Genomic DNA, 25,305 nt, shown 5'->3' with positions numbered 1-25,305 from the left:
GAGGGGCCGGAACTGTGAAGCATATTGCCTTAAATCCGTTTAAGGCCGACTATTGACCCTATCGATGTTAAACGGATACTGAACTTGTCTTTATTTCCGGTTTGTTGCTGTCATATTTAAGGTAAGCGGGTGTCCTTGTACAACTGACTTTATAGACAAAATTATAGCGCTTAGCATGGTATTGTGAGCCTTCTCCCCAGAAGCACAACTCCATCTGCAACAGCTCCTCTTGACGGTATGCCGCCAGCGGCTTCTCTGCCTCATCCCTGTCCCGCCTTTGGAGCTTATTTGCCAGCAGTTGCTCAAATTGATAGTCGGCAGCAATATCGGTGACATGCTTGTTCAGCTCAAACTGGTAGGCGGTTACATCACCTGGGAAAATTGCATCGAGAAAACCGATATTGGCAGCGGCTTGAGCTCCTAAAGGCAAACAGGATTCGGTCAACTCTGCCGCCTTCTCCACACCAACTCTATTGGGAAGTGTATAGGTCCAATACTCGGAGCCATATAACCCCATCGCTTTGTAATGTGGATTAAGCACCACACCGTCGCGGGCAAAAATATAATCGCAGGCTAAGGCCATCATCGCGCCACCGGCACCGGCATTATTTTTGAGTGCTGCGACGGTGATCTTGTTGCGTGTTTCCAATATGGCTTTAATGAGATCATCGATGGCATTGATATTTAACCATGATGATTCGGCTTTATCTTCTGACGCCTCAATATGGTTGAGGTGAATACCATTCGAGAAGAAGTCATCCCCTCCCATAAGCACTAAGACCCGGGTATCTCTTACCAGCGCCGCCTTATAGGCCTTGAGTAAGCGATAACATTGCTCGGTTCCCATGGCACCATTGTGAAAGTTAAAATACAGATAGCCGACGCTTCCCGACTCACTATAAGTTATCTCAGAGAAGGTATCTGTCTTGTTATCGGGTAAAACCTTCAGACTTAACTCAGGAACAGTGTCGACGGCCTTACCCAACACCCAAGTTGCGGGTAATTTAATAAAAGCTTGAGACTCTATCTTTTGTCGTTTCAAATGGCTGATCCACACAGCGCCGTCGATTGTCGCAACGCAGATAGCACCATGGCGCTGGCCTAAGATCTGTTTAGGTCTATCTCCTTTCAGAGCTCCTTCACTATCTCCTTCACGATGAGCACCATAAAGATAAACCGGCATGCCACAAAATTCATCCAATACGCCAGGAAAGCTATCTGCAGCGCGAATTTTATCCAGAACGGTTTGAGTGCTGTCTCTGGACCAATCGATCGCTCGCTGAGGCTGCTTGAGCAGTGGTCGCAGCTCGCCTTTTACATCGGCTCGGGAATAATCCAAGGCTTGCGGCTTAAACCTCAAACTTAGCGGGTTTACCTGGAGAGCATCCGTTCGCAGTTTAAACAGCTCGATTGCCTCATCGACTAAATGAGCGGCCATCTTAGTCACTTCCTGACGGTAGAGGCTCGCTTTGGAAGCCTCGCGCATAGGAAAGTTCCCCGTTGACCAGATATCTCCTGCGTCCATTTCGCTATCGGCCTGTAATGCGGTCACCCCCCATTCACTTTCACGATTTAAGATAGCCCAGTCCAGCGATGATGGGCCACGATCGCCGGTGATCCCCGGATGAATGATGATACAAAGGTGTTTATTCCAGATATCCTCTGCGATCCGCTGTTTTAGAAACGGGCAGAGAATGAGATCCGGACGAAATAGGTTAACAGTGTCACGAACTTCGTCATCACAGCCGGCAAATATTACTCTCACTTCATGACTCTGAAGCCTGAGTTGCTCGAATACACGCTGAGTTAATCCATTAAATGCCGTTACCAATAACAAGACGCGCATAAGGTTCCTAACTTAAAGAATGAAGATAATAAAAACGGAACCAAAGGGTTCCGTTATTTTTGCTAACAAGCCTTAAGCCACTTCAGGGTTGGCCTTGAGCTGTAACTGCTGAATAAGCTGTGCCAACTTCTCGATACTGTGTCTTATCGGAGAGGGCATGGTATCGAATTCGATACTGAGCAGCAGGTTTTTGATCTCAAGCCCCAGCTCAGTGTCACCCTCGATAGATAATTTTCGCTGGAAAAACAGGGTATCGGGATCTTCTTTACCTGCAGCGATCAATAACAACTCTTTAGATTGACCGGTAAATTTCACTTCGGCTTTTGTGGGTTGACGAACCAGCCAACGGCCATCGAAGCTGACCTCAAACTCGAGTCCCATATCTTCGACATGTATGGCGACCCAATTATCCTGAAGAAAATCAAGTTCTTCATCTTCAGCTTGCTGAGCGAGCAGTAAGCCCAGTATGCGTTCCAGCAGATCCGCCTTTAATCGAAAAGGCACTAAGGCTAATGGTCTGCGAACAAGCTTGGGGCCCAGCTCTAACAGCTGATTGGCTACATTGCCCAGAAGTGGTGTTTGCATATCGATCGCGCTCCTCAATATAGGAAGTGATTTCTCTACCTACAACAGGAGAGTAAAAAAGAAAATAATTTTACCCAAAATTTATGATCGCAAACATGTTTTATATCAATAATTCGATATCCATTCCCTTTTAAACTTCATTTTCTTATTTTGGGAGTACTTCGGAGCACGAATATGGAACTGCTGTGTCCAGCAGGTAACTTGGCATCACTAAAAACGGCATTGAATGCCGGTGCCGATGCCGTCTACTTGGGCTTAAAGGATGATACCAACGCCAGATCATTCGCGGGACTGAACTTTACCCCGAAAAAGCTACAAGAAGCGGTACAATTTACCAAGAAGCAGGGAAAAAAGATCTTCCTCACCATCAACACCTTTCCAAAGCCAGGTGAGGAGAAACGTTGGTATGAAGCGGTAGATATTGCAGCCAATACGGGGATCGATGCCCTGATTGTGGCAGACTTGTCACTGCTCGATTACGCTCATTCCCGATACCCACACCTGTCTCTCCATCTATCGGTCCAGGCCAGTGCCACGAATCTGGGCGCATTGCAGCTCTATAAAGAGGAGTTCAATATCGAGCGCGCCGTTTTACCACGAGTGCTTTCGATGAAACAGGTGAGAGACCTTGCTAAAGTCACACCGGTTGATCTTGAGGTGTTCGCCTTTGGTAGCCTGTGCATTATGGCCGAAGGACGCTGTCATCTTTCATCTTACGTCACGGGTCAGTCCCCGAATACCGGCGGGTCTTGCTCCCCGGCAAAACATGTACGTTGGCAGGAAGAGGGAGCCGATAGATTAACTCGTCTTAACGAGGTATTAATCGATAAGTCAGGCATAGATGAACAGATGGGTTATCCCGTCGTCTGTAAGGGGCGCTACATCACAGAAGGTGACACTGCCCCATCACACCTGCTCGAGTCACCAACCAGCCTCAATACCCTGAGTTTGCTGCCAGAATTGGCCAAGGCAAATGTCGTGTCGTTAAAAATCGAAGGCAGACAACGTAGCCCGGCCTATGTAGAGCAGGTCACGAAAGTATGGCGCAACGCCATTGATACCTATCTCAGAGATCCACAAAATTATCAAACTCAAGCCGAGTGGGACAGAGCGCTCTCTAAAGTATCCGAAGGGCAGACCACAACATTGGGTGCCTATGAGCGTACCTGGCAGTGATAAAATTTGTGTTCGAACACAGGAAGATAAAATGAAAGCATCACTCGGCCCTCTGCTTTATTGCTGGCCAAAAGAGAAGGTAATGGAGTTTTACAAATCCGTTGCCGATAGTTCGATCCCATTAGTTTATTTGGGCGAAACCATATGCAGTCGGCGACGAGAACTCAAATTTTCTGACTATATGGAATTAGCGAATATGTTGAGAGAGTCGGGTAAAGAGGTCGTCATTTCGACATTGGCCCTACTCGAGGCCCCCTCTGAATATACCGAATTGAAGAAACAGGTCGATAATGGTGAGTTTATCATCGAAGCCAATGATATGGGGGCCGTTCAGGCTGCCAAGGAAAAAGGCCTGCCATTTGTCTGTGGGCCTACGGTCAACAACTATAATCTGGCCAGTTTGAAAAAGCTTCACAGCTGGGGCATGCAGCGGTTCGTTATGCCCGTTGAGTTATCAAAAAACTGGCTTAATACGGTGATCTCGGTTGAGAAACCTGGATTCGAGGTTGAGGTATTAGGTCATGGGTACCTGCCTCTTGCACTCTCGGCGCGTTGTTTTACAGCACGGCATCAAGGGCTGGCAAAGGACAAATGTCAAACCATCTGTATCTCAAACCCCAAGGGACTGTTGGCCCAAACCCAGGAATCTCAACCGCTACTGAGATTGAACGGCATACAGACACAATCGGCGGCCTGTATCGATCTTTCACCTGAGATTGGTGAGATGGCTAAAATGGGGGTCGATTACTTCAGGGTTTCGCCTTCTGGCATGCAGTGCATTGAGATTGCGGATCAGCTATTTGAAGCCGATAGAACTGGGCATATTGCGACTACAGAAGATCACTGTAACGGTTACTGGTATCAAGAAGCTGGCTTTAACAGGGTAGGCTAACGACAACGGACTAACACAAACTAACTGGGCGATGGGAGATCCCTGTCGCCTTAATTTTTACTCTTCACCTGCTTCATCTCATCTTGGTATTTTAAACTTCGCACCATGCCCATTCCCCAAAGCATAAACAGAGTCAGACTTAACCACTCAAGGGTTGCCGGCCACCAAATATCGGGTCTGGGTAACTCCATCACCATCTCTTGGTAAAAGTGCTTGTCTCCCGCTATCGTCCCCAAGTCTATATGGGAAAGCGCTAAGAAACATAAGAAGCTGATAAAGGTTAACACTCCCGTGATTGCATTCCAGCTTGAATAAAACAGCCTCCCCTTCATCGATAGGTATACGAGATAGAGAAGAGAGCTAAAACTACCAAAATAGAAAAAATATTTAATCGCCAAGGTATGCAGATGGTAAACATTGACCGGAAACAGTCCGGCTGCCGCGAGGGACATAAAAGTGAATACCAGAGAGAGGAATAATGAATAGAGCAGTTTGCTATCGAACAGTTGGATAGAGAAAAGACAAAATAAAATCAAACTCAGGCTGCCAAAGAAGAGCCCACCATTAATCACCACGGCAAAGGTTGAATGCCCATAATGACCCAACTCGCTGAGAGTATGGTTAAAGAAGTTGAAGTTATGGCCTTCAAAGTCTTGAAAACCTAAGGCGGATAGAATAACACCCATCAAAAGACCGACAATTCCAAGCGTCCCGAACTTAAACGCAAGACTGGTTAGCTTTTTACTCTTCTCTATCATATTTCCTTAGTTCACCAATGCATTAGCCGAATAACATATATGGAATCAGGTTTTATTAACGAGGTCTAGCTCAGATTTCTTACAATTCTCTTTCGAGAACATAGATAACTCCGCTTCCTCACTACTAACCTACTTTAATATCGGAATAAAAAACAAGACACTTTCGGATGATAATACCAATCAGTATCAGAAAGTGATCTACTCAGAGTTATTTTTGGCAAACTAATTCAAGGCGAATAGATGATGCAATGGTGATCCCTTGTGAAGCTATTCAACGAAGAAGTAAGCACCCAAGCCTCCCCCGCTACATTTCACACTCAAAGAAACAAGTTTATCCACATGTTTTAACAAGCTATTCACCAAAAAGTACATGATGCATTATCCCGCCAGTGAGTTACAATATAAATAATCAAAAAGATGTAATAACTATTCTCTTTTCGTGGTTGTTCTAATTCGCCCAGAGAAACGATTTACATACTGTAATTAAGGGGGTAATCTTGCCACCCTTAATTTGAATGGATATTCACACCATATTTCAAATTGGATGAAGTAGAAACTTATTGCAATTGTGCCAAACCGACAATTTAGAGTGAAAAAAGTGGCTGAAAAACAAACCCATAACATAAAAACGATACTGACATTTATTATTCCGTCATTAATAGGGCTATTACTATTTATGACGCCTATCAGCTATCAGGACGCGATTACCATTCCTATCGCTATCGTTTCAAAAGGCCTGCAGGCTCTCCTTGGTGATGCATTAACTGCCATAGTGACTGGCGTGGTTGTATTCACGGCGCTGGCATCAGCGATAACCAAGTTACTGAAACCTGCATTTATCATTAACAATGCCTTTTTAAACTCTCTGCTCAACATTTCACCTATGTGGCTGTTCACCAGAATATTAGGTGCTGTGTTTATCTTACTGACATTTTCAGGTGTGGGTCCGGAAGCGATTCGCTCAGGAGATACCGGCGCGCTCGTCTTGAACGACCTACTTCCGGTGCTGTTCTGTGTGTTTATATTCGCTGGAATGTTACTGCCACTCCTGCTTAATTTTGGTTTGTTGGAGCTGTTCGGCACCATGTTAACCAAAATAATGAGACCCATATTCAATCTGCCGGGACGCAGTGCCATCGACTGTATGGCTTCATGGCTTGGTGACGGGAGTGTAGGGATCTTGATGACGAGCAAGCAGTACGAATCTCGTTTCTATACTCAAAGGGAAGCGGCGGTAATTGGTACCACCTTCTCGGCCGTGTCGATTACCTTTTCTTTAGTGGTTATCTCGCAGGTCAGGTTAGAACACATGTTCGTGCCCTTCTACTTGACGGTTTGTTTGGCTGGTATTATGGCCGCTATTATCGTGCCAAAACTCCCCCCCTTATGTTGGAAAAAAGACAAGTATATTGACGACACGCCAAGACATCCCGATGACGAAGTGATCCCTGCCGGACACGGTGTTTTCTCTTGGGGACTCGATCAGGCGCTCAATAAGGCATCGAAAGCCGGCGGGATCAAACATACACTCACAGATGGCCTTAAAAATGTCATCGATATGGTATTTGGTGTCATACCAGTCGTTATGGCCATAGGCACAGTTGCCTTGATTATCGCCGAATATACGCCGATATTTGATTATCTGGGTATGCCTTTCATCCCATTACTCGAGCTATTGCAAGTTCCGGAGGCGACAGAGGCATCAAAAACCATCGTGGTTGGCTTTGCCGATATGTTTATTCCTTCAATTCTGGCAAGCTCAATCGAGTCAGATATGACACGTTTTGTCATTGCGGCTATGTCAGTCACTCAGCTTATCTACATGAGTGAAGTGGGTGCCTTACTTCTTGGCAGTAAAATACCAGTCAATATCTTCGAGCTATTTGTCGTATTCATTTTACGTACTCTGGTCACCTTACCTATCATTGCCGGTGTTGCTCACCTGATCTTCTAGATAAGTTTTATACCAATCGGTATTAATAAAAAAAAGAGTGGCTTTGCCACTCTTTTTTTTATCCCATCACTTCGCCTCGCACTTTTACGATTTACTTCTAAACTTAAAGACTTAACAGACACAAATAATTAAAGAAAAACTCAGCGGAATGAGAATTCACATCTTCATTTTGACATGGCTATTAGGGTGTTTACCTCTCACCATGGCCAAACAGCCAGACTTCGACTTCTATGAAGCCGAAGATGGTCTGTCTATGAATACAGTCAATGATATCGTTACTGATAGTGATGGATTTCTCTGGGCCGCAACTCAGGCAGGCCTCAACCGTTTTGACGGTAAAAACTTCAAGGTTTACGACGTCACCAATGACTTACATGGACCAAGTGGAAAGCACATTACTAGGCTGTTTTATGGACGAAAAAAACAACTCTGGTTACTAACAAAAAATGATGGAATAAACCAATATCATCCAAGTCACGACACCTTTAGCTTCTACCACCATTTAAACAGTCCACTACCCGATACTGAGTTTACCGATCTCAGTCAGGACAGCGATGGCAATATATGGCTGGCAACAAAAGCCGATGGTCTTATTCATTACTCACCCACAGAGAATAAGATTATTCATCGATTCACAGATGATTCTCAAAAAAACAGTCAAGAAAACAGTCAACCAAACAAGCTTATCAGTAACCGGATCACCCGGCTCTTTATCGATAAATTCGAGCGTCTGTGGATAACATCGGACAGAGGCCTCTCCTTACTGACCCCAGAATTAAACCTCACTCACTTTCCTAACGACAACACCTTAATTGAGGGGGAAATCACCAGTGTAGAGAGCGGGCAGAGTAACACTCTCTGGATAGGAACCAAGAGTAAGGGATTATATTTATTAGACATTCACACAAATAGCTTCAAGTATATCGACACGGCTATTGGACTCGAAGGCAACCGAATAACCAGTTTAAAAAAAGACAGACTAGGTAAGCTCTGGATAGGACTAGAGAAAAAAGGGGTAGCAAGATACTCCCCCCTGCACAAAACTATCGAGTTCTTCTCCGGTGCAGCTAAAAACCGCCATCAACTCAATAGCCCTCTGGTCACCTCTCTGGACATAGACAGTACTCATCAACTTTGGATTGGCACTAAGGGGGGCGGGCTCAATAAAACCTTTCTAAACGCCGAAAGTTTTGGTCATATGCACCCACAGAGTTTTACCGATAACCGCCTTAGTAACGGCAATGTCAGAAGCATATTCAGGGATCATCGACAACAGCTTTGGGTAGGCACGGCCAAGGGGCTATATCAGGCCCAGGAGGATGAGAACAGACAAATTATCGGCTTTAAACCTTTCTTGGTACCGGGTTCTAAACTATCTCAGAGTTTTATCAGTTTCATGAAGGAGGACAAATTCGCTCGGTTTTGGGTTGGCACTCGAGGAGAAGGCTTGTTTATCTTCACCCCGGATAAACAGAGCTACATTCACTACAAACACAATCGGGCCAACAGTAATGGCTTACCCAGCGATCTTCTTTTTAGCCTCTACTTCGACAGCGATAATAGTGCCTGGATAACGACTATGGATGCCGGCGTCGCAAAATATATCAGCGAGGCCAGAGGTTTTACCCATTTTCGACATGACAAAAATGACGCGAACTCATTGGCAAGTAACGAAGTAACTAACTTAACCCAAGACAAAGAGGGAAACTATTGGTTCACCTCCTACGACGCAGGGCTGACCCGATTATCCGTCGACGGAGCCTTTACTCACTTCAACACCGACACCCTGGCAGGTTTTCCCGATGATCAGTTGATGTCCGTCTTCATGGGTGAAAATGACATCTTATGGATAGGCTCCAGTAATGGCATCTTCTCTTTCAATCCCCGCACCCATGACACCCAGCTCTTTAATACTGACAAGGGGCTCATCGGAAATCTCGCTTACCTGACTCTGATGGATAACAAACAAAACCTCTGGGTAGGTACGGCATCGGGCCTTAGTATGTTTGATACCCATGATTTTAGCGTTAAAAACTACACGAACATCGATGGACTTCAGGATAATGAATTTAATTTCGGAGCAGGTTTTATCGATGACGATAATCGCATCTACCTCGGTGGAATTAATGGTTTTAACCAATTCAGGGCAAATCAACTTCCCACTCTCCCCCCTCCCAGGGAGCCAAGAATTGATACCCTATCGATTCTAAATAAAGACCAATCGAGTGATATGCGGCATAAAAACAGCTCAATATCTGAAGAGAACCAACTTTCATTATCCCATCACGATGATATTTTTTCTCTCTATTATCTTAGTCCTGAGTTACATAGAGCCAATCGATTAACCTATGAATACAAAATGATAGGTTTGCATGACAAATGGATCGCGGGCCATCCGGACCAAGTAGCCCGCTTCACGGGTATAGCATCGGGAGACTACACTTTTCTCTTAAGAGCCAAAGATATCAACGGGCAATACAGCCCGGTCAGACGACTGGATATTCAAATACTTCCTACGCCTTGGTTATCCTGGTGGGCCTATTGTCTATACATCACGGGATTCATAGCTCTGTTTTTTTTGTTGCTCTACTCTAAGTCGAAAAAATACCGTCAACAGAGTCGATTACTCACAGAAATTGAGAAGAGTGAACAGAGGCTTCAGCTGGCTCTATGGGGAAGCGGTGATGAATTCTGGGATTGGGATATCGATACTCAGGAGGTGATACGGAGTAATACTTTCCTGAAGTACCCCAATAGGGAGACCAATCTGAATGACACCATGAAACAATGCATTCATCCGGACGATTACCGTGAAATTGCAACAGAAATTGAGCTCTGCATGAATCAAGGCCAAGATAAATTTAAGTTGATGTACCGTTCAATACTGGGGGATGGAACCTGGCTATGGGTCCTGAATAGAGGCCAGGTGATCACCAGAGATCCGCTTGGGCAACCTACACGAATAGCCGGAACGATCAAAAACATTCAGGCTCAAAAAGATAATGAAGCCACATTAACAGCGCTCAATCGTGACTTAGAAACCAGAGTGCTCGAAAGAACGAGTGAGCTTCAACATAGAAACGATGAACTCAAAGAGACACTCGAAGAGCTAAAGCTGACTCAAAGTGAACTGCTCGATAAAGAGAAGATGGCCACCCTCGGCGGACTGGTCGCCAGCATCACACATGAAGTTAACACGCCGATCGGTATCAGCGTCACCGCCTCATCCCATCTTCAAGAGAGCGTAAGGCTATTCAATAAACACTATGCCGATGGCGAGGTATCCCATGAAGATTTTGAAGAGTATCAAACTGAAGTTCATGATTGCTCCAAGTTAATACTCACCAACCTGGAGCGAGCATCCAAACTCATCAAGAGCTTTAAACAGGTATCGGTCGATCAATCCCATGAAGAGATCCGGGAATTTAACCTCAAGACCTATTTAGATGAGATATTTCTCTCCCTCAACCCTATGCTTTCACGTACTGTGCATGAGTATGAATACACCTGTCCGGATGACCTTTTCATTAATAGTAATCCGGGGGCCTTCTATCAAATAGTGAGCAATCTATTCAATAACTCCGTCATTCACGCATTCCCCGATGGACACTCGGGTCACTTATCCCTCCATATAACCAAGACAGAACATGGTGTCGACTTAACCTACCGTGATGATGGTTGCGGAATACCCATACAGGTTCAAGATAAAATATTCGATCCCTTCTTCACAACCAAACGGGGTAAAGGCGGCAGCGGGTTAGGCATGAACATAGTCTATAACTTAGTGACGCAGATGTTAGGTGGTGAAATAACCTTGCACTCAGAGAAGGATAAAGGCAGTCAATTCACTATCTCCCTTCCTAAAAGCATTTTAGTTAATTCAAAATAATTCTCTTTTCAACCACTCTCGATTACTGGTATAAATATGTACAGCAAGGATTATTATTCTTTTGCTATGAATCGTTTATGAAAGGAAGGAGCCTGGTATGAAGAAAAAAATATCGGAAATTATGAGCACCAGAGTCGTCACCATAGAGATGGATGACAGGCTATCTGTTGCCAAAGAGATATTTGAAAATGCACCCTTTCACCATCTACTGGTTATCGAAGACGATGAACTGCAGGGCGTCCTGTCCGAACGTGACTATTTACGGGCCTTGAGCCCCCATGTTGGTAATATCAATGAAACGGAGCGAGATAGTGAAACCCTGCAGAGAAGGGCCCATCAGGTGATGTCGAGAAACCCGGTCACGATTGCGCCACATAAAACACTGAAAGAGGCCAGTCGGCTGATGCTTGAGCACAATATAGGTTCGCTGCCGGTCCTGAAGCGGGGAGAGATAGTGGGGATCATCACCTGGAAGGATCTATTAAGGGCCTATTCACATTAAATAGTGTCAGGCCCTCTTAGTCTCAAGCGTTAGATTGCCCAACCGCCCATATAGAAAACGACGAGTCCTAAGGTTATCGCGACCACACCCGGCTTTAATGCGCGCCACTCTCCACTGGCGAGACGTCCGATGACTAACGTCACGAAGCCCAACATTATACCGGTGACAATATTACAGCTTAAGATGATAAATACCGCACAGGTAAGCCCCGCCATGGCATCAATTTTGTCATCGAAATCCAGCTTAGTCACATTGCTAAGCATCAATAATCCCACATACATCAAGGCTGGTGCGGTGGCATAGGCCGGCACTAAATAACTTAAGGGTGCCAGAAACATCATCAGTAAAAACAGGATGCCAACGATTGTCGCAGTCAGGCCCGTTTTACCACCGGCCGCAGTTCCCGCTGCGGACTCGATATATACAGCGGCAGGAGCACCACCGACAGCGCCGGCGACGATACTACTGACAGAATCAGAGGTGAGTGCTTTGCCTCCACCGACAATATTATCTTTCTCGTCGAGTAGCTCAGCTTGCCCTGCGACCGCACGAATCGTTCCGGTAGCATCGAATATCGCGGTCATGACTAAGGCGAGCACTATAGGAAGCACGACAGGGTTTAACGCCCCCATAATATCCAGTTGACCGATAAGTGATTGCTCGGACATTAGATTTGGCCAGGCAAAAAGACCTTGATATTGAACCGAAGGATCAAATATCAAACCAAACACTGACAGCGCTATGATAACGAGCAAAATGCCACCAGGCACACCGCGTCGCTCTAAGCCGATAGTCGCAGCCAAGCCGACAATCGTCGCGATGACCGGAAGGCTATTAATATCACCCAGTTTTACCGGTAGTCCCGCGTCATTGCCCACTATCAACTGCACGCTATTTGTGGCAATCAATAGCAAAAACAGACCGATACCGATACCCGTACCGTGAGCGATACCTTTTGGCAAGTTTGTTAGTACCCACTGACGAATGCCGGTAACACTGACTAAGGTAAATACAATTCCCATTAAGAAGATGGCACCAAGGGTGACAGGAATGGAGATCCCCTGCCCTAATACCATGCTAAATGCAGTAAATGCCGTGAGTGAGATAGCGCAGCCAATCGCCATCGGCAAATTGGCCCACAGCCCCATTAACAGGGAGCCGAAAGCAGCAATTAAACAGGTCGAAATAAACACGGCTCCGGGGTCAAAGCCTGCGGCGCCTAACATATTAGGAACGACAATGACCGAATAAACCATGGCAAGGAACGTGGTTAAACCGGCTATCACTTCACACTTTATGGTGCTACCACGCTCGGAAATTCTGAAGTATCGATCCAGTAATGTATCCTTTACTTGAGCCGAAGCTGGGCCTGAAGCCGATTGAGCTGTAGATGTTTGAGCTGTAGATTCTTGAGCTGTAGATTCTTGTTCTGTAGATAGTACTGGGGTAGGGCTTGTCTGTTCAGACTGCATAATATTATACCTTATTGATCTCTTAAATTTTGGAAGGCTATGGCAGGTGAGAGCCCCGCAAAAAGCGGGTGAGAGATCCACTAATACTTTTCTGTATTTATAGTGACCTGCAAGTTTTAACACTTTCGTTTTAACACGAAACGAATTAGCACCCTTGCTTTGATACATAGAGCGCTAACGGTATGAAACTATGCCAATAGTTACATTCCATCTGGATTAGTATTTCATTCCATCAAGAACAGATTATCCACTGGCAACACAGCCTTTGTTGGCGGCGGATTCTACAGCAATAGCCCAATAGCACAAAGAGGATTGAGAACAAACTGTGATTTAAACAATTAATTTAAGGCTAGTTTTCAATCGGCAAATGATAACAGCAGATGTGAGATCTGCTTCTCGTTCAATCCGGTGATAACCATGCTTGCCCCTAATCCCATCCGAATCGTCGCGACGTTAACCACCTCCTCATCTTATTCATATTTTTTCATAATTTAACTAAAACCATTCATTGCAGGCATGACAGCTATTCACAACCATGCTCTATATTAGCTATATCAGAGATAAGATCATCAAAGAGAGTCAGTTATGGCACATCAAGAAGCCTCAGAATCAGCAAAACAAGTGAAATCGAAAGAGCTTAAAGCCCTGGGTTTCATCATATTCCTGCTTTTCCCAATCCTCACCATCACAGGTATTAGTGCTTACGGATTTATTATCTGGATGATCCAGGCATTTGGTGGCGTCGTCGCTCATTAACTTTCCCTAACAAGGTCAGTCAAAAACAAATTTAAGATTTATAAAGGATGCTGTTATGAAGTGGTTTATCAATATTTGGCGCACACTCAACAAGCCTGCCAAATTTCTAACCTTAGGTACGGTCAGTCTATCTGCCTTCCTGATGGGCATCATCTTTTGGGGTGGTTTCAATACCGCACTAGAGATGACCAATACCGAAGAGTTTTGTATTAGCTGCCACAGTATGGAGAGCAAGCCATACCAAGAGCTACAGGAGACCGTTCACTGGTCAAATCATTCCGGCGTTCGCGCGACATGTCCGGATTGTCACGTACCACACAACTGGAGCCGCAAGATTGGTCGTAAAATCGAAGCTTCACACGATATGTGGGGTTGGTTACTGCAAACCGTCAATACCAGTGAAAAGTTCGAAGCTAAACGTCTGGAGATGGCGAGCCGCGAATGGAAACGTTTCGACCGTGATAACTCTCTTGCCTGTAAGAACTGCCACAACTACGACTCAATGAAATGGGACAGCATGTCCAAGCTCGCTCAGAAACAGATGAAACGAGCGGCAAAGCTGGATCAAAGCTGTATCGATTGTCATAAGGGTATCGCCCATAAACTGCCAGACATGGGCACCTCTCGTGCACCTGAATTAATCGCACAGGTAGGGTCAGGCGAAAATACACCACAGAGTGAACAAACCTACTTTACAGCACTAACCAAGCCACTTTTCTATAACGATAAAACGGATGTAGAAGCCGGCACCCTGAATATTGCAACCAAGGTCAAAGTATTAGAGACCAAGGGTAACCGCGTTAAAGTCGGCATCGATGGCTGGCGCAAGAAGATTGGTGCGGGCCGCGTGATCTATTATGACTTCGGGCTCAACATTCTCTCTGCACAACTGACCAAAGATGCGGCGCTGGAAGAGGGTGTCATTGAAACCTTCGAAGAGAAAGAAGATCCGATGACAGGCCTTAAATGGCAACGAGTCGAAGCACAGATCTGGACAGATAAAGACTATCTGGTGAGCGATCTGCAACCACTTTGGGACTATGCCCGTGACACGTACACGACGAGCTGCAGTGTATGTCATACGCAGCCGGATGAAGCGCACTTCGATGCCAACACTTGGCCGGGTATGTTCCAGGGCATGATAGCGTTCGTCAATATGGACCAAGATACCCAGGCGCTGGTACAGAAATACCTGCAAGAGCATTCATCGACGTTTGACAAAACATCGCACTAATAAAGGGCTGGAATCATGAATAACAAATTACTGATTAACAGTCTGAATGCAGCGCATTCTTACATAAACATCGACAAGTCAGCGCACTAATAAGTTAAGGACACGAATAATGAACAGAAGAGACTTTCTAAAAGGCTTAGTATCAACATCTTATGTTGTCCTAAGCGGAGCCTCGGTACTCGCTCCACTCAATGCCTTAGCCGCGTCTGGCGCCAAGTCAAAAGATGGCTGGTTAACGACAGGTTCGCACTTCGGTGCGTTCAAGATGAAGCGTAAGAATGGCGTGATTGATCAGGTAAAACCCTTCGACCTGGATAAATATCCAACGGATATGATCAATGGTATTAAAGGCTTGGTCTATAATCCATCTCGCGTTCGCTACCCTATGGTGCGCTTAGACTTCCTGCTTAAGGGTCATAAGAGTGACACCACACAGCGCGGTGATTTTCGCTTCGTTCGTGTAACGTGGGACAAGGCCCTCCACCTACTTAAAGACTCACTCGATGAAGTGCAGACTAAGTATGGCCCATCGGGGCTGCATGCAGGTCAAACCGGCTGGCGCGCCACGGGTCAGTTGCACTCCAGCACCAGCCATATGCAACGCGCCATAGGCATGCACGGTAATTTCGTGAAAAAAGTGGGTGACTACTCAACGGGTGCGGGACAAACTATCCTGCCCTATATCTTAGGTTCAACCGAGGTCTATGCTCAAGGCACCTCCTGGCCGCTGATCCTCGAAGAGTCGAACACCATTATTTTATGGTCAAATGATCCTTACAAGAACCTTCAGGTAGGCTGGAACGCCGAGACTCACGAGTCATTTGCCTACCTTGCTCAGCTGAAAGAGAAAGTGAAGCAAGGCAAGATCCGCGTGATCAGCATAGATCCCGTCGTCACCAAGACACAGAAGTATCTTGGCTGTGAACAGCTCTACGTCAACCCGCAAACCGATGTTGCCTTAATGCTGGGTATTGCCCATGAAATGGTAACTAAGAAGCTGCACGATGAGAAATTTATCGAAGGTTATAGTCTGGGCTTCGACCGATTCCTGCCTTACCTATTGGGTGAGAGCGACGGTGTCGCTAAGACGCCAGAATGGGCAAGCGAAATCACCGGTGTTTCGCCAGAGATCATCCGTGATTTAGCTAAGGTGATGACCAAAGGCCGCACTCAGATGATGATGGGCTGGTGTATTCAGCGCCAGCAACATGGCGAGCAGCCCTATTGGATGGCGGCCGTACTGGCTACCATGATAGGTCAGATTGGCCTGCCTGGCGGCGGTATCAGTTATGGTCACCACTACTCAAGCATCGGCGTACCCTCTTCAGGCGCCGCTGCACCGGGTGCCTTCCCGCGTAACTTAGATGAAGATCAGAAGCCACTGTTCGATAGCAATGACTTTAAAGGTGCAAGCAGTACCATTCCTGTCGCCCGCTGGATCGACGCCATCATGGAACCGGGTAAGACTATCGATGCCAATGGCTCGAAAGTCACCTACCCGGATATCAAGATGATGGTGTTCTCGGGCAACAACCCATGGAACCATCATCAAGACAGAAACAAGATGAAGCAAGCTTTCCAGAAGCTTGAATGCGTCGTCACCATAGACATGAACTGGACCGCGACCTGTCGTTTCTCCGATATCGTGTTGCCGGCCTGTACGACGTTCGAGCGTAACGATATCGATGTCTATGGCAGCTACGCGAACCGCGGAATTCTCGCCATGCAGAAGATGGTCGAGCCATTGTTCGAAAGTCTCTCCGACTTTGAAATATTTACCCGCTTCGCCGCCGTCATGGGCAAAGAGAAAGCGTACACCCGTGGCATGACGGAGAAAGATTGGCTCATTAAGCTATACGATGATTGTAAGGCAGCCAATGCCGGTAAGTTTGATATGCCGGACTTCGAATCTTTCTGGAAAGAGGGTTACGTTCACTTCGGTGAGGGTAAGCCATGGACACGTCATGCAGACTTCAGGGACGATCCAGAGATCAATCCTCTGGGCACCCCTTCGGGTCTGATTGAAGTCTTCAGCCGTAAAATCGCCCAGTTTAATTACGATGACTGTCCTGGGCACCCAACATGGATGGAAAAAACAGAGCGTAGCCACGGTGGCCCGGGATCAGATAAGTTCCCTGTCTGGATGCAGTCTTGCCACCCCGATAAGCGTCTGCACTCTCAGATGTGTGAGTCTAAGGAGTATCGTGAGACCTATACCGTACAGGGTCGTGAGCCAGTGTACTTGAGTCCCGTCGATGCGAAAAAACGCGGCATTAAAGATGGCGATCTGGTTCGTGTGTTTAACGACCGTGGTCAACTACTCGCCGGCGCCGTTGTCAGTGACAGCTTCCCACAGGGTGTCATACGTATTCACGAGGGTGCCTGGTATGGTCCTGTCGGTGAAGATGGCAGCAAAGAGGGGGGCGCAGAAATTGGAGCCCTATGCAGCTATGGCGATCCCAATACTCTGACTCAGGATATCGGTACCTCAAAGCTGGCCCAAGCCTGCTCTGCCTATACCTGTCTGGTTGAATTTGATAAATATCAGGGTAAAGTACCCGAAGTAAGTTCTTTCAATGGACCTGTTGAGACACAGATATGAATAAAGAACCGGTAAGTGATAATGCTATCAATCAAGCAAGGGGAATAGTCTATCAACTGCTCTCCTCCCTGTTTGCCAAAGAGGTCGATCATCAACTTCTGCATGAGCTAACCAGTGATAACGCTCAGAATTTCTGGGCGCAACTGGCCAGCGAGCAGGCATTTAAAAGTGATGTCGATACTCTGATGTCGGTACTCAATACGCTTAAATCGGATAAAGCCCTGCTCGAACTTGCCGCCGATTATTGTGGCTTGTTTCTGGTCGGCACCAAGCACAGCGCCTCTCCCTACGCGAGCCTCTATCTGGAGGATGCTCAGACTGGAACCGATGATGAGCCGACTCTGTTTGGAGAGCAGCATCAGCTGATGCTGCAGTTTTTGAAACAGAGCCAGCTTCAGGTGCAGAGTAGCTTCCCGGAGCCAGCCGATCACTTAGCCGTAATATTGGCTTATGCCGCGCACCTATGTAATAGCAGTGATGAGACTGCACAACTCGAATTCATCGAGTCATATCTCAATAATTGGATAGGAAACTTCGCCGCCAAGGTCACTCAATGTGATAGCGGCCAGTTTTACAGTGCGCTTACCCGCTTAACACAGAGCTGGATACAGGCCGAAGTGACAGGTCTGCGGGCAGAGCAGTAAAGCAGTTGTAAGTTGTAAGTTGTAAGAAAAGAATAGAGAAAGCGCCTGGGTCTCCCGGCGCTTTTTTTATTTAACCCGAGCTTAGGTTAAATGAATGCCGGGTTATTTAAGCTCCCGCTCACCCAGGATGAAATATCGATACGCCCACACCAGCAGATGTAACAGCAGCAAACCTGAGAAGCTCACGCAAAAAAATAGCAAGGCGATAGATTCGACGACTAAAGGCTGCTCATAATAGAAGCTGAACCATAGCGGCCAGCTAATCACAGACAATATGGTGAGCTGCCACATACAGGTTTTACAACGACCAATCTTCTCTTTAAACACAGATGTGTTGCAAAAACGGCACCCCATCTCAACCTCAACATTTATCAAACCATCTCAATGATACTCAGTAATATGACAAGGACAAAGCGCTTTCTCTCCTAGTGATTCAAAAGTCACTCACTTTAGCTAGCCATAAATTGAACTGCCAACCGATTAAATCTACATCACAAAAATCACCTCTTTAGCGGTAAAAAATTGATCCCTATCAACTAAGATGCAAGTTAAAGGCATCTTCAGGCACCAACATCTAATCCATCGTCTACTGTTACCACATTGTTAAATTTACCACTTTATAACTAAAATCGGAGAAAAAAGAAATAAAACAATAAGTAAGCTTGCGCAGTGGCAAATAAATCATATTAAAACAGATTGTTAAGGAGAGACAAAATGGATAAGAAATTTTTAATTTCCGGGCTATTCGCCTCATTATTTCTACTTGGGGGATGTGGTGGAGATGATGGTGCCGATGGTGCCGATGGCCTAGCGGGTCCTGCTGGAGCCGATGGTACGAATGGAACGGACGGCGTCGACGGTGCGGATGGTGTCGGTGGAAGTACTCTGCCTCTACCGACTTTAGAGGGGCATAATGGCGATCATGGCACCATAATGGCCTATGACGTACAAGCGGCCTATAACGGTGACACCTTCTTCTGGCGCTTATCTTATCGAGGCAATGAAGGCAAACGCCATCAATATTTACGCTATGACGGCACCGCTTGGCAGAAAGAAGGCGGTGACAGGCGTGATGCTCAGGCGACCTTAGACGGTGATGTCGATCAGGGTGACATGGGGCAGCTATCAACTATTTATGAGCAACGTACCTCAATCATGCTTAGCGATCCAACGCGTACAGAAGCTGCGGGAGCCTTCGGTGCACAAGGTTGTTTCCTAAGTTGTCATGACGATAGCCGCCATATGCCTCAGTGGACATCGGCGAACGGCCACGACGGTAAATATATTCTGCCTGGCGATGCTGGAGCCGAAGGTGACATCGCCGCTGACCTATGGCATTGGCGCGGCGCCAGAAGCAACCCTATTGCCATGGCCGACGACCAGTGGATCAAGACGACTGACTTCCCCGGCGGAGGTGGCGGTAATGCTCCCGGAGATGGCTCGGATAACGGTGGACGTAAAGGCGATGGAGGTCAAAGTGTATTCTTCAACCAGGGTCTCGATGGCGATGGCAACCCACAATACCTGCTGGATCCTACGACCACATTCGGAGATCGTACTTTCGCCTGGAGCGATTTTTGGACCACGCCGTTCTATTACATGACGACGCCTGATGCTGCGCAACTGGGGCATAGCACGCCTAATCCGCTTGCTGTTCCCTATGCCGATGTTTCCGGCGATTTCGTTCCTGTAGATGGCGACACTGTACCTAGACGTATTCTTAGACCTGGTGCAGATAGCCGAGCGGATATCACCGCATATGGAACAAGCTTTACCCCCGAGTCGGGTGATGGCTCACTGGGCGTTTGGAATGTTCAGATGCAGCGAGCGCTTGATACCGGTAATGCTACCGATGATATCGCCATGGCAGCGGGTGGGACTTACGATGCAGGTTTCGAAGTGCATCTTTGGGAGTACACCACCCGAGATCACTATGTATCCTTCCCTCAGAAGATCACCTTAGGTGACCTTGGTGTTCCCGGCGCTATCGTTGCTCAGTCTCTTGCTGGAACGGGCAGCGATACATTGCCAAATTGGAATGCTATCCCTGCGACACGTATCTGGTTGTTCCAACCAGGAATCAATAGTATAGACTTCTTGAATGGCGCAAATGCTACAGCTGGTCTGGTCTATACCGATCCTGTAACGGGAAGCCCTGTCGATCAGGTTCATGGTGGAGCGGGAAGCGTTACAGCTGGCGCCGCATGTAGCGATTGTCATAACGTGCTGGCGAATGATCCGACACCGCCACCACTATTTGATGCTGGCTCCATGGAAGCCTTGACCAAACAACGAGGCGGGATCTGGACCGATACACCTGTCGATTAATCATGCTTAAGTATTAGCCATGCTTAAGTAAAAAGGAGGGATAATAAGACAGGGATAACATTGGTCCTGTGTAGATAGAAAAAATGCCCGTCTAACGATAAAATCCTCCTGCTTCGCGGGGGGATTTTTTTACCCCTCACAGATTATCGAATGTGCGAATGCCAATCGGTATAATACCGATTGGTATAAACATAACCTGTTTCGTTTAACGCCTTGAACCCGACATTTTACTACCGGATGCTCTTCGCTTGGCTCTCTGCTTCTGCGCCGCTTTACTATTTTTTCGGATAACAGGCTCGGCTTTGGTTAAATCAGGTTCGAACCCAGGCAGCCACTGCTGCGGCAGCCTCGAGTCCAGTAACGCCTCGATCTCTTCGAGAAGGAGTGCATCTTCTTCACTGTACAGAGTGATAGCAAGCCCGGCATTTCCCGCACGGCCGGTGCGGCCAATCCGGTGAATATAATCTTCGGCAATAAAGGGCAGTTCATAATTCACCACCACCTTCAGCTCCTCGACATCGAGTCCCCGCGCCGCAACATCGGTCGCGACCAAGACCTGAATCTCGCCTTGCTTAAACTGCTGCAATGCTTTTTCCCTTGCCGCCTGTGACAGGTCACCATGAAACGCCTGCGCCTTAATGCCGGCCTTAACCATCTTAGCGGCGATATTATCGGCACCGAGTTTTTTACGGCTGAATATCAGCACTTGCTGCCACTGCTTTGACTTGACCAGGTGACAGATAAGCTCACTCTTCCTGTCGGCATCGACGGCATAAACGACCTGCTCCACTTTAGCGGCTAGCGTATTACGTTTATCCACCTCAATCAGCTTAGGGTCTTGCTGCAGACGTTTACTCAGGGCAAATACACTGGGATCGAATGTGGCGGAAAACAGCAGGGTCTGCCTCTTAGAAGGTACCTGCTTTAAAATAGCGTTAATCTCATCCTTAAAGCCCATATCCAACATGCGATCGGCTTCATCGAATACCAAAAATGCCAGCTGTTTCAATGTCAGCGAGCCGCGCCTGAGATGATCCAAAAGGCGACCCGGCGTCGCAACCAGAATATCGACACCCGCTTTTAAGGCATCGGCTTGAGCATCGATACTCACTCCGCCGTAGACAATGGCGGTGTTTAAGCCTGAGCCTTTGCCGTACTTAGCGAAACTTTGATGGACCTGCAGCGCGAGCTCTCTGGTTGGTGTCAGCACCAATGCCCGAACAGGTTTCATATTCACGGCTTCATCTATCCCGGCGCTGGCCACAGGGCTGTCACTGAGCTTTTGCAAAATGGGCAAGGCAAATGCCGCGGTTTTTCCGGTTCCGGTTTGTGCACCGGCCATAATATCCTCTCCGGCCAAAATAACCGGAATGGCTTGAACCTGTATCGGCGTAGGTGATGAATAACCTAACTCAGACAGCAGGGTTATAAGTTTTTGACTCAAAGCCATAGATGAAAAAGACATGACACGGCACCACAGAAAACGATATAAATAGTTGCCGGGGAGTTTAACAGAATTCCCTATAAGGTGAGAATGGCTTATCAGGAGCCGCTGACGACCGAGAGGTGGAGGAGCGAGTCCGCCCCTCGGCTGAATTATGGCGTAAGTATCCTCTCCAACTTATCGATCGACTCTCGGTAGAGCTGCAATAACTCTTGATGTTCACCTGCTTGATATGCCCCGCCCTCTAGCGCCTTACACTGCTCAGCCATGGCAATAAGGCCCATACTCGCACTGCTCCCCTTAAGCGCGTGCAGGAGTGTTCCCGTATGCTTGGGATATTCACCTAAGGCGCGTACTTGAACTTGACTGGACTCTCTGTAAAGCTCGAGCATCTCAGTGACGGCATCGAGTCCGAGATAATCGATATCTTGTTGTATCTGGTTCAAATCAATCAGTGACTCAGCCTTATCGACATCAGTGCTTCCATTACTCAGCTCTTCTACGGTACTGCCCAGAGGCGGTACAGATGTCTCCTTCGGTGATTGGATTTGAGCGACACCAATCCAAGCGGCTAATGACTGCATATTCAGAGGCTTACTCAGTACTATGTCGAAACCAGCTTTCTGATAACTGGCTATATCATCGGCCTGGATCTGGGCGGTGAATGCGGCAATCTCTAATCGGTGAGGTGCCAGGTTATTGATGTTCTGCAGCTCTTCCAATAACTCGACCCCGGACCCGTCCCCCAGCTGAATATCCAGCATGATGGCATCAAACCCCTTAGCCGTATCCGGGCGGTATAACTCGCGCGCTTCAGCGCAGCTATTGGCAAGGGTGGACTCATGACCTAAGTGCGCCAGAAACCCCTGCGCCACCATGGCATTCACTTTATTATCTTCAATCACTAATACCTGCTTCTTACTCACTTCATTCAAAGCCTGGTCGCAGGTACTGATGGCTTGCTTACAAACATGCAAAGGTAAACTAAAGCCAAAGCGGCTGCCCTTATTAACCTCACTTTCCACCCAAAGCCGGTCAACGACTTCAGTTGTTTCACCACAGTCGCTATCCGTGTCTCCTTCACAAGTCTCACACATCAATTCCACCAGCTCTTTACTGATGGCCAGCCCTAGCCCGGTTCCTCTTGAGCGCCCAAGATTAGGTTGCGAACTATAGGCCTTAAACAGTTGGGTTTTGGCATCAAGACTGATCCCTACCCCTGTATCTATCACCTCAAAATAGAGCCGTTCTCCCTCGATATAAACTTTCAGACGCACCTCTCCCTCAGGGGTAAACTTGATGGCGTTACCCAGCAAGTTAAAAAGAACCTGTCTCAGCTTAGGACCATCGATACTGATACACTGTGGCAGTTGAGGGCTATCCAGTACCAGCTTTAACCCTGCTAACCCGGCGCCGGCCAACATGATCGCCACGACCTCATCGAGCAGATCATTGATGGCAACCGGGCGGCATTCATTAGTCAGCTTGCCTTGTTCGAGGCGGGAGAAGTCTAAAATATCGTTTAGCACCGTTTGCAATAGTGTGCCGCTATATTGCGACAGGGCTAACATCTGCTTTTGAGCTATGGGTAGATCTGAATGACTGAGCAAAGTCAGGGTGCCCAATAATCCATTGAGCGGCGTTCGAATTTCATGACTCATGGTGGCAAGAAACAGCGACTTAGCTTGGTTGGCCTGCTCTGCCATTGTTCGGGCCTGAGCATGGCCCTTGGCCTCCGCATCCAGCTGTCTGTTTGCTATCGCCAGCTCCTGAGTTCGAGCCTCGACGGTAATTTCCAGCGCCGCTTTATGTTCGGTCAGTTCGGCGGCACTGTCCCTCAACTCAGCCTGTAACTTCTGGTTATGGGCCGTCTTCTGTTTAAATGCCTTCAACGCATTAGCCATCGCCGTGAGCTCATCATCACCATGTGAATTAATCGTCACCTGGGTATCCCCCAGACTCAGTCGGGACAAGGCTTCGGTGGCTTCGTTTAACCTCAGTGCAATCCCTTTGTATATCACCTTGTAGATGACTAATAATATCACCAGGAACATAAGAACTCCGGTGCTCCACAGACCCGCCTTAGCCCAGGACAGCTGCTGCAGATAATCGATTCGGGCAAGTTCAGCTTGTTGCTGTTGGGTCGCCATCGCATTGTCGACAGCCTCATTTAACCCATACAACTTATCGGACAGTGCCCGGAGCTGTTTGTCCTGCTCTTTTAGCAACTGAGAGTATTGTTTTTGTGCCGCCAGCCCCTGAGACACCTGACGCAATATAACAAGCTCCTTATCGAGCTCCAGTGCCCGGGCGGGATCCCTGATTAAGCCCTTGAGCAGTTCCAGAGCCATCAAGTCAACTTTGGGACCGATATTGAACATTGGAGATGACGTTGGAGAAGTCGATGACGGAGCTAAAGGCTGGATCTGGTATGAGCTGCTCATTGCCGGCATTTGAGACATACCGCTGAGTACTTTTAACAGTCCGGTCTCCTGCTCAGGAGACTGAAGTAGCTGACCTACCAAGGCAATATTATGGATCAGTTTCAGGGCTCGATTGAGTCGCTCTTGAATATCTAAGTCTTGTTCGATAACGGTATCGAGCAGATAAGCACTCTTAGAATTCCCGGCAACCTCGGGATACGCCAGACTCAATTTAGCCAGGATGGCAGAATCGACCACGGCCAACTCGGCTTCCAGTAATGTCGTACTATGACTTGCCGCCCTGGCCAATGCTTCCCCTTGGGTAGAGAGCTGCCCGGCAACGGCCAGTCGTTTACCCACTTGCAGACCTAACTGGGACATATCATGAATAATCTCGCCGGCAGATAACTCTAAACGACGGGCACTCTGCACCTCCAGCACCTTAAGACTCGCTATCGCCCCCAGCATGTTGGCACTGTTTATCGACAAGGTTCGCCCGATAAACTGTCGTTGCGGCTCTTCCTCTACCCTACCCAAAGCGGTGGCATTTTCGGCCAATGCATTTGAAGATTGAACCAGTGAACGTGCGGCTTGAGAGGCCGGAAGCGCTTCATCATAGAGGTATTTATCGGCTAACTTAACCCAGTAGAGGCTCAGGCTGCCCAGAGATACTAAGAGCAATAACAGGAAACCCAGCAGGCAAAAAGCCAACATTAGGCGGCCGACCAGGCTTTTTCTGGATAGTGATAAATTACTCACTCATATTCCTTCTATGATTTAATAATACAAATATGCTTTAA

The 25,305-nt window shown here is 47.3% G+C and carries 17 protein-coding genes; 10 read left to right on the top strand and 7 right to left on the bottom strand.

Features of this window, described 5'->3' with window-relative positions; translation table 11 throughout:
- Window positions 1-67: 67 nt before the first annotated feature.
- Window positions 68-1,846 carry a hydrogenase maturation protein gene (locus EKG38_RS18455; RefSeq protein WP_126521808.1) on the bottom strand — a complete coding sequence of 593 codons (1,779 nt, stop codon included), beginning with the start codon at window positions 1,844-1,846 and terminating at the stop codon, window positions 68-70.
- 72 nt (window positions 1,847-1,918) lie between these two features.
- Window positions 1,919-2,431, bottom strand: coding sequence for a ubiquinone anaerobic biosynthesis accessory factor UbiT (gene ubiT, locus EKG38_RS18450; RefSeq protein WP_126521806.1), 513 nt, complete (start codon window positions 2,429-2,431; stop codon window positions 1,919-1,921).
- Window positions 2,432-2,605: 174 nt separating this feature from the next.
- On the opposite strand from ubiT, the gene ubiU reads away from it, so the two are divergent.
- Entirely contained in the window at window positions 2,606-3,607 is a 1,002-nt protein-coding gene (ubiU, locus tag EKG38_RS18445; protein ID WP_126521804.1) for a ubiquinone anaerobic biosynthesis protein UbiU, read from the top strand.
- 31 nt (window positions 3,608-3,638) lie between these two features.
- Window positions 3,639-4,499, top strand: a complete 861-nt coding sequence (locus tag EKG38_RS18440) for a U32 family peptidase (protein WP_126521802.1) — start codon at window positions 3,639-3,641, stop codon at window positions 4,497-4,499.
- 50 nt (window positions 4,500-4,549) lie between these two features.
- Here EKG38_RS18440 and EKG38_RS18435 read toward each other — a convergent pair whose 3' ends face one another.
- Entirely contained in the window at window positions 4,550-5,257 is a 708-nt protein-coding gene (locus tag EKG38_RS18435) for a hypothetical protein (RefSeq protein ID WP_126521800.1), read from the bottom strand.
- Window positions 5,258-5,855: 598 nt separating this feature from the next.
- Between EKG38_RS18435 and EKG38_RS18430 the strand changes: the two genes are divergently transcribed.
- The 3 genes from EKG38_RS18430 to EKG38_RS18420 all read left to right on the top strand — a co-directional run bounded on the left by EKG38_RS18430 (window position 5,856) and on the right by EKG38_RS18420 (window position 11,602).
- Window positions 5,856-7,211 (top strand): YjiH family protein, encoded by a 1,356-nt coding sequence (locus EKG38_RS18430; protein WP_126521798.1) that lies wholly within the window; start codon window positions 5,856-5,858, stop codon window positions 7,209-7,211.
- A gap of 202 nt (window positions 7,212-7,413) precedes the next feature.
- The gene (locus tag EKG38_RS18425) at window positions 7,414-11,100 is read left to right on the top strand and encodes a two-component regulator propeller domain-containing protein (protein ID WP_246033214.1); all 3,687 of its coding nucleotides are present in this window, start codon (window positions 7,414-7,416) and stop codon (window positions 11,098-11,100) included.
- Window positions 11,101-11,197: 97 nt separating this feature from the next.
- Window positions 11,198-11,602, top strand: a complete 405-nt coding sequence (locus tag EKG38_RS18420; RefSeq protein ID WP_126521794.1) for a CBS domain-containing protein — start codon at window positions 11,198-11,200, stop codon at window positions 11,600-11,602.
- Between the two features lie 29 nt (window positions 11,603-11,631).
- Here EKG38_RS18420 and EKG38_RS18415 read toward each other — a convergent pair whose 3' ends face one another.
- Entirely contained in the window at window positions 11,632-13,074 is a 1,443-nt protein-coding gene (locus tag EKG38_RS18415) for an NCS2 family permease (RefSeq protein ID WP_246033213.1), read from the bottom strand.
- A gap of 585 nt (window positions 13,075-13,659) precedes the next feature.
- Here EKG38_RS18415 and torE point away from each other — a divergent pair.
- From torE to torD, 4 genes are all read left to right on the top strand, one after another.
- The gene (gene torE / locus EKG38_RS18410; RefSeq protein WP_126521792.1) at window positions 13,660-13,830 is read left to right on the top strand and encodes a trimethylamine N-oxide reductase system protein TorE; all 171 of its coding nucleotides are present in this window, start codon (window positions 13,660-13,662) and stop codon (window positions 13,828-13,830) included.
- Between the two features lie 55 nt (window positions 13,831-13,885).
- A complete protein-coding gene (torC, locus tag EKG38_RS18405; protein ID WP_126521790.1) occupies window positions 13,886-15,064 on the top strand; it encodes a pentaheme c-type cytochrome TorC in 1,179 nt (392 codons plus the stop codon).
- Window positions 15,065-15,173: 109 nt separating this feature from the next.
- A complete protein-coding gene (torA, locus tag EKG38_RS18400) occupies window positions 15,174-17,666 on the top strand; it encodes a trimethylamine-N-oxide reductase TorA (RefSeq protein WP_126521788.1) in 2,493 nt (830 codons plus the stop codon).
- A complete protein-coding gene (gene torD / locus EKG38_RS18395) occupies window positions 17,663-18,310 on the top strand; it encodes a molecular chaperone TorD (protein WP_126521786.1) in 648 nt (215 codons plus the stop codon). Before torA ends, torD begins: the two co-directional genes overlap by 4 nt.
- Before the next feature lie 102 nt (window positions 18,311-18,412).
- Here the strand turns inward: torD and EKG38_RS18390 are convergent, their stop codons facing one another.
- Window positions 18,413-18,664 (bottom strand): DUF3624 domain-containing protein, encoded by a 252-nt coding sequence (locus tag EKG38_RS18390; protein WP_126521951.1) that lies wholly within the window; start codon window positions 18,662-18,664, stop codon window positions 18,413-18,415.
- Between the two features lie 360 nt (window positions 18,665-19,024).
- Here EKG38_RS18390 and EKG38_RS18385 point away from each other — a divergent pair, with 360 nt between their 5' ends.
- Window positions 19,025-20,638: an ethylbenzene dehydrogenase-related protein gene (locus tag EKG38_RS18385; protein WP_126521784.1), complete on the top strand. Its 1,614-nt coding sequence runs from the start codon at window positions 19,025-19,027 to the stop codon at window positions 20,636-20,638.
- Window positions 20,639-20,843: 205 nt separating this feature from the next.
- On the opposite strand, the gene EKG38_RS18380 is transcribed toward EKG38_RS18385, so the two are convergent.
- Window positions 20,844-22,103, bottom strand: a complete 1,260-nt coding sequence (locus tag EKG38_RS18380; RefSeq protein ID WP_126521782.1) for a DEAD/DEAH box helicase — start codon at window positions 22,101-22,103, stop codon at window positions 20,844-20,846.
- Window positions 22,104-22,234: 131 nt separating this feature from the next.
- Window positions 22,235-25,264 (bottom strand): TMAO reductase system sensor histidine kinase/response regulator TorS, encoded by a 3,030-nt coding sequence (gene torS / locus EKG38_RS18375; protein WP_126521780.1) that lies wholly within the window; start codon window positions 25,262-25,264, stop codon window positions 22,235-22,237.
- Window positions 25,265-25,305: the final 41 nt, after the last annotated feature.

This window comes from Shewanella canadensis (assembly GCF_003966225.1).
Taxonomy (GTDB): Bacteria; Pseudomonadota; Gammaproteobacteria; order Enterobacterales; family Shewanellaceae; genus Shewanella; species Shewanella canadensis.
This window is presented reverse-complemented; position numbering and strand designations above follow the sequence as displayed.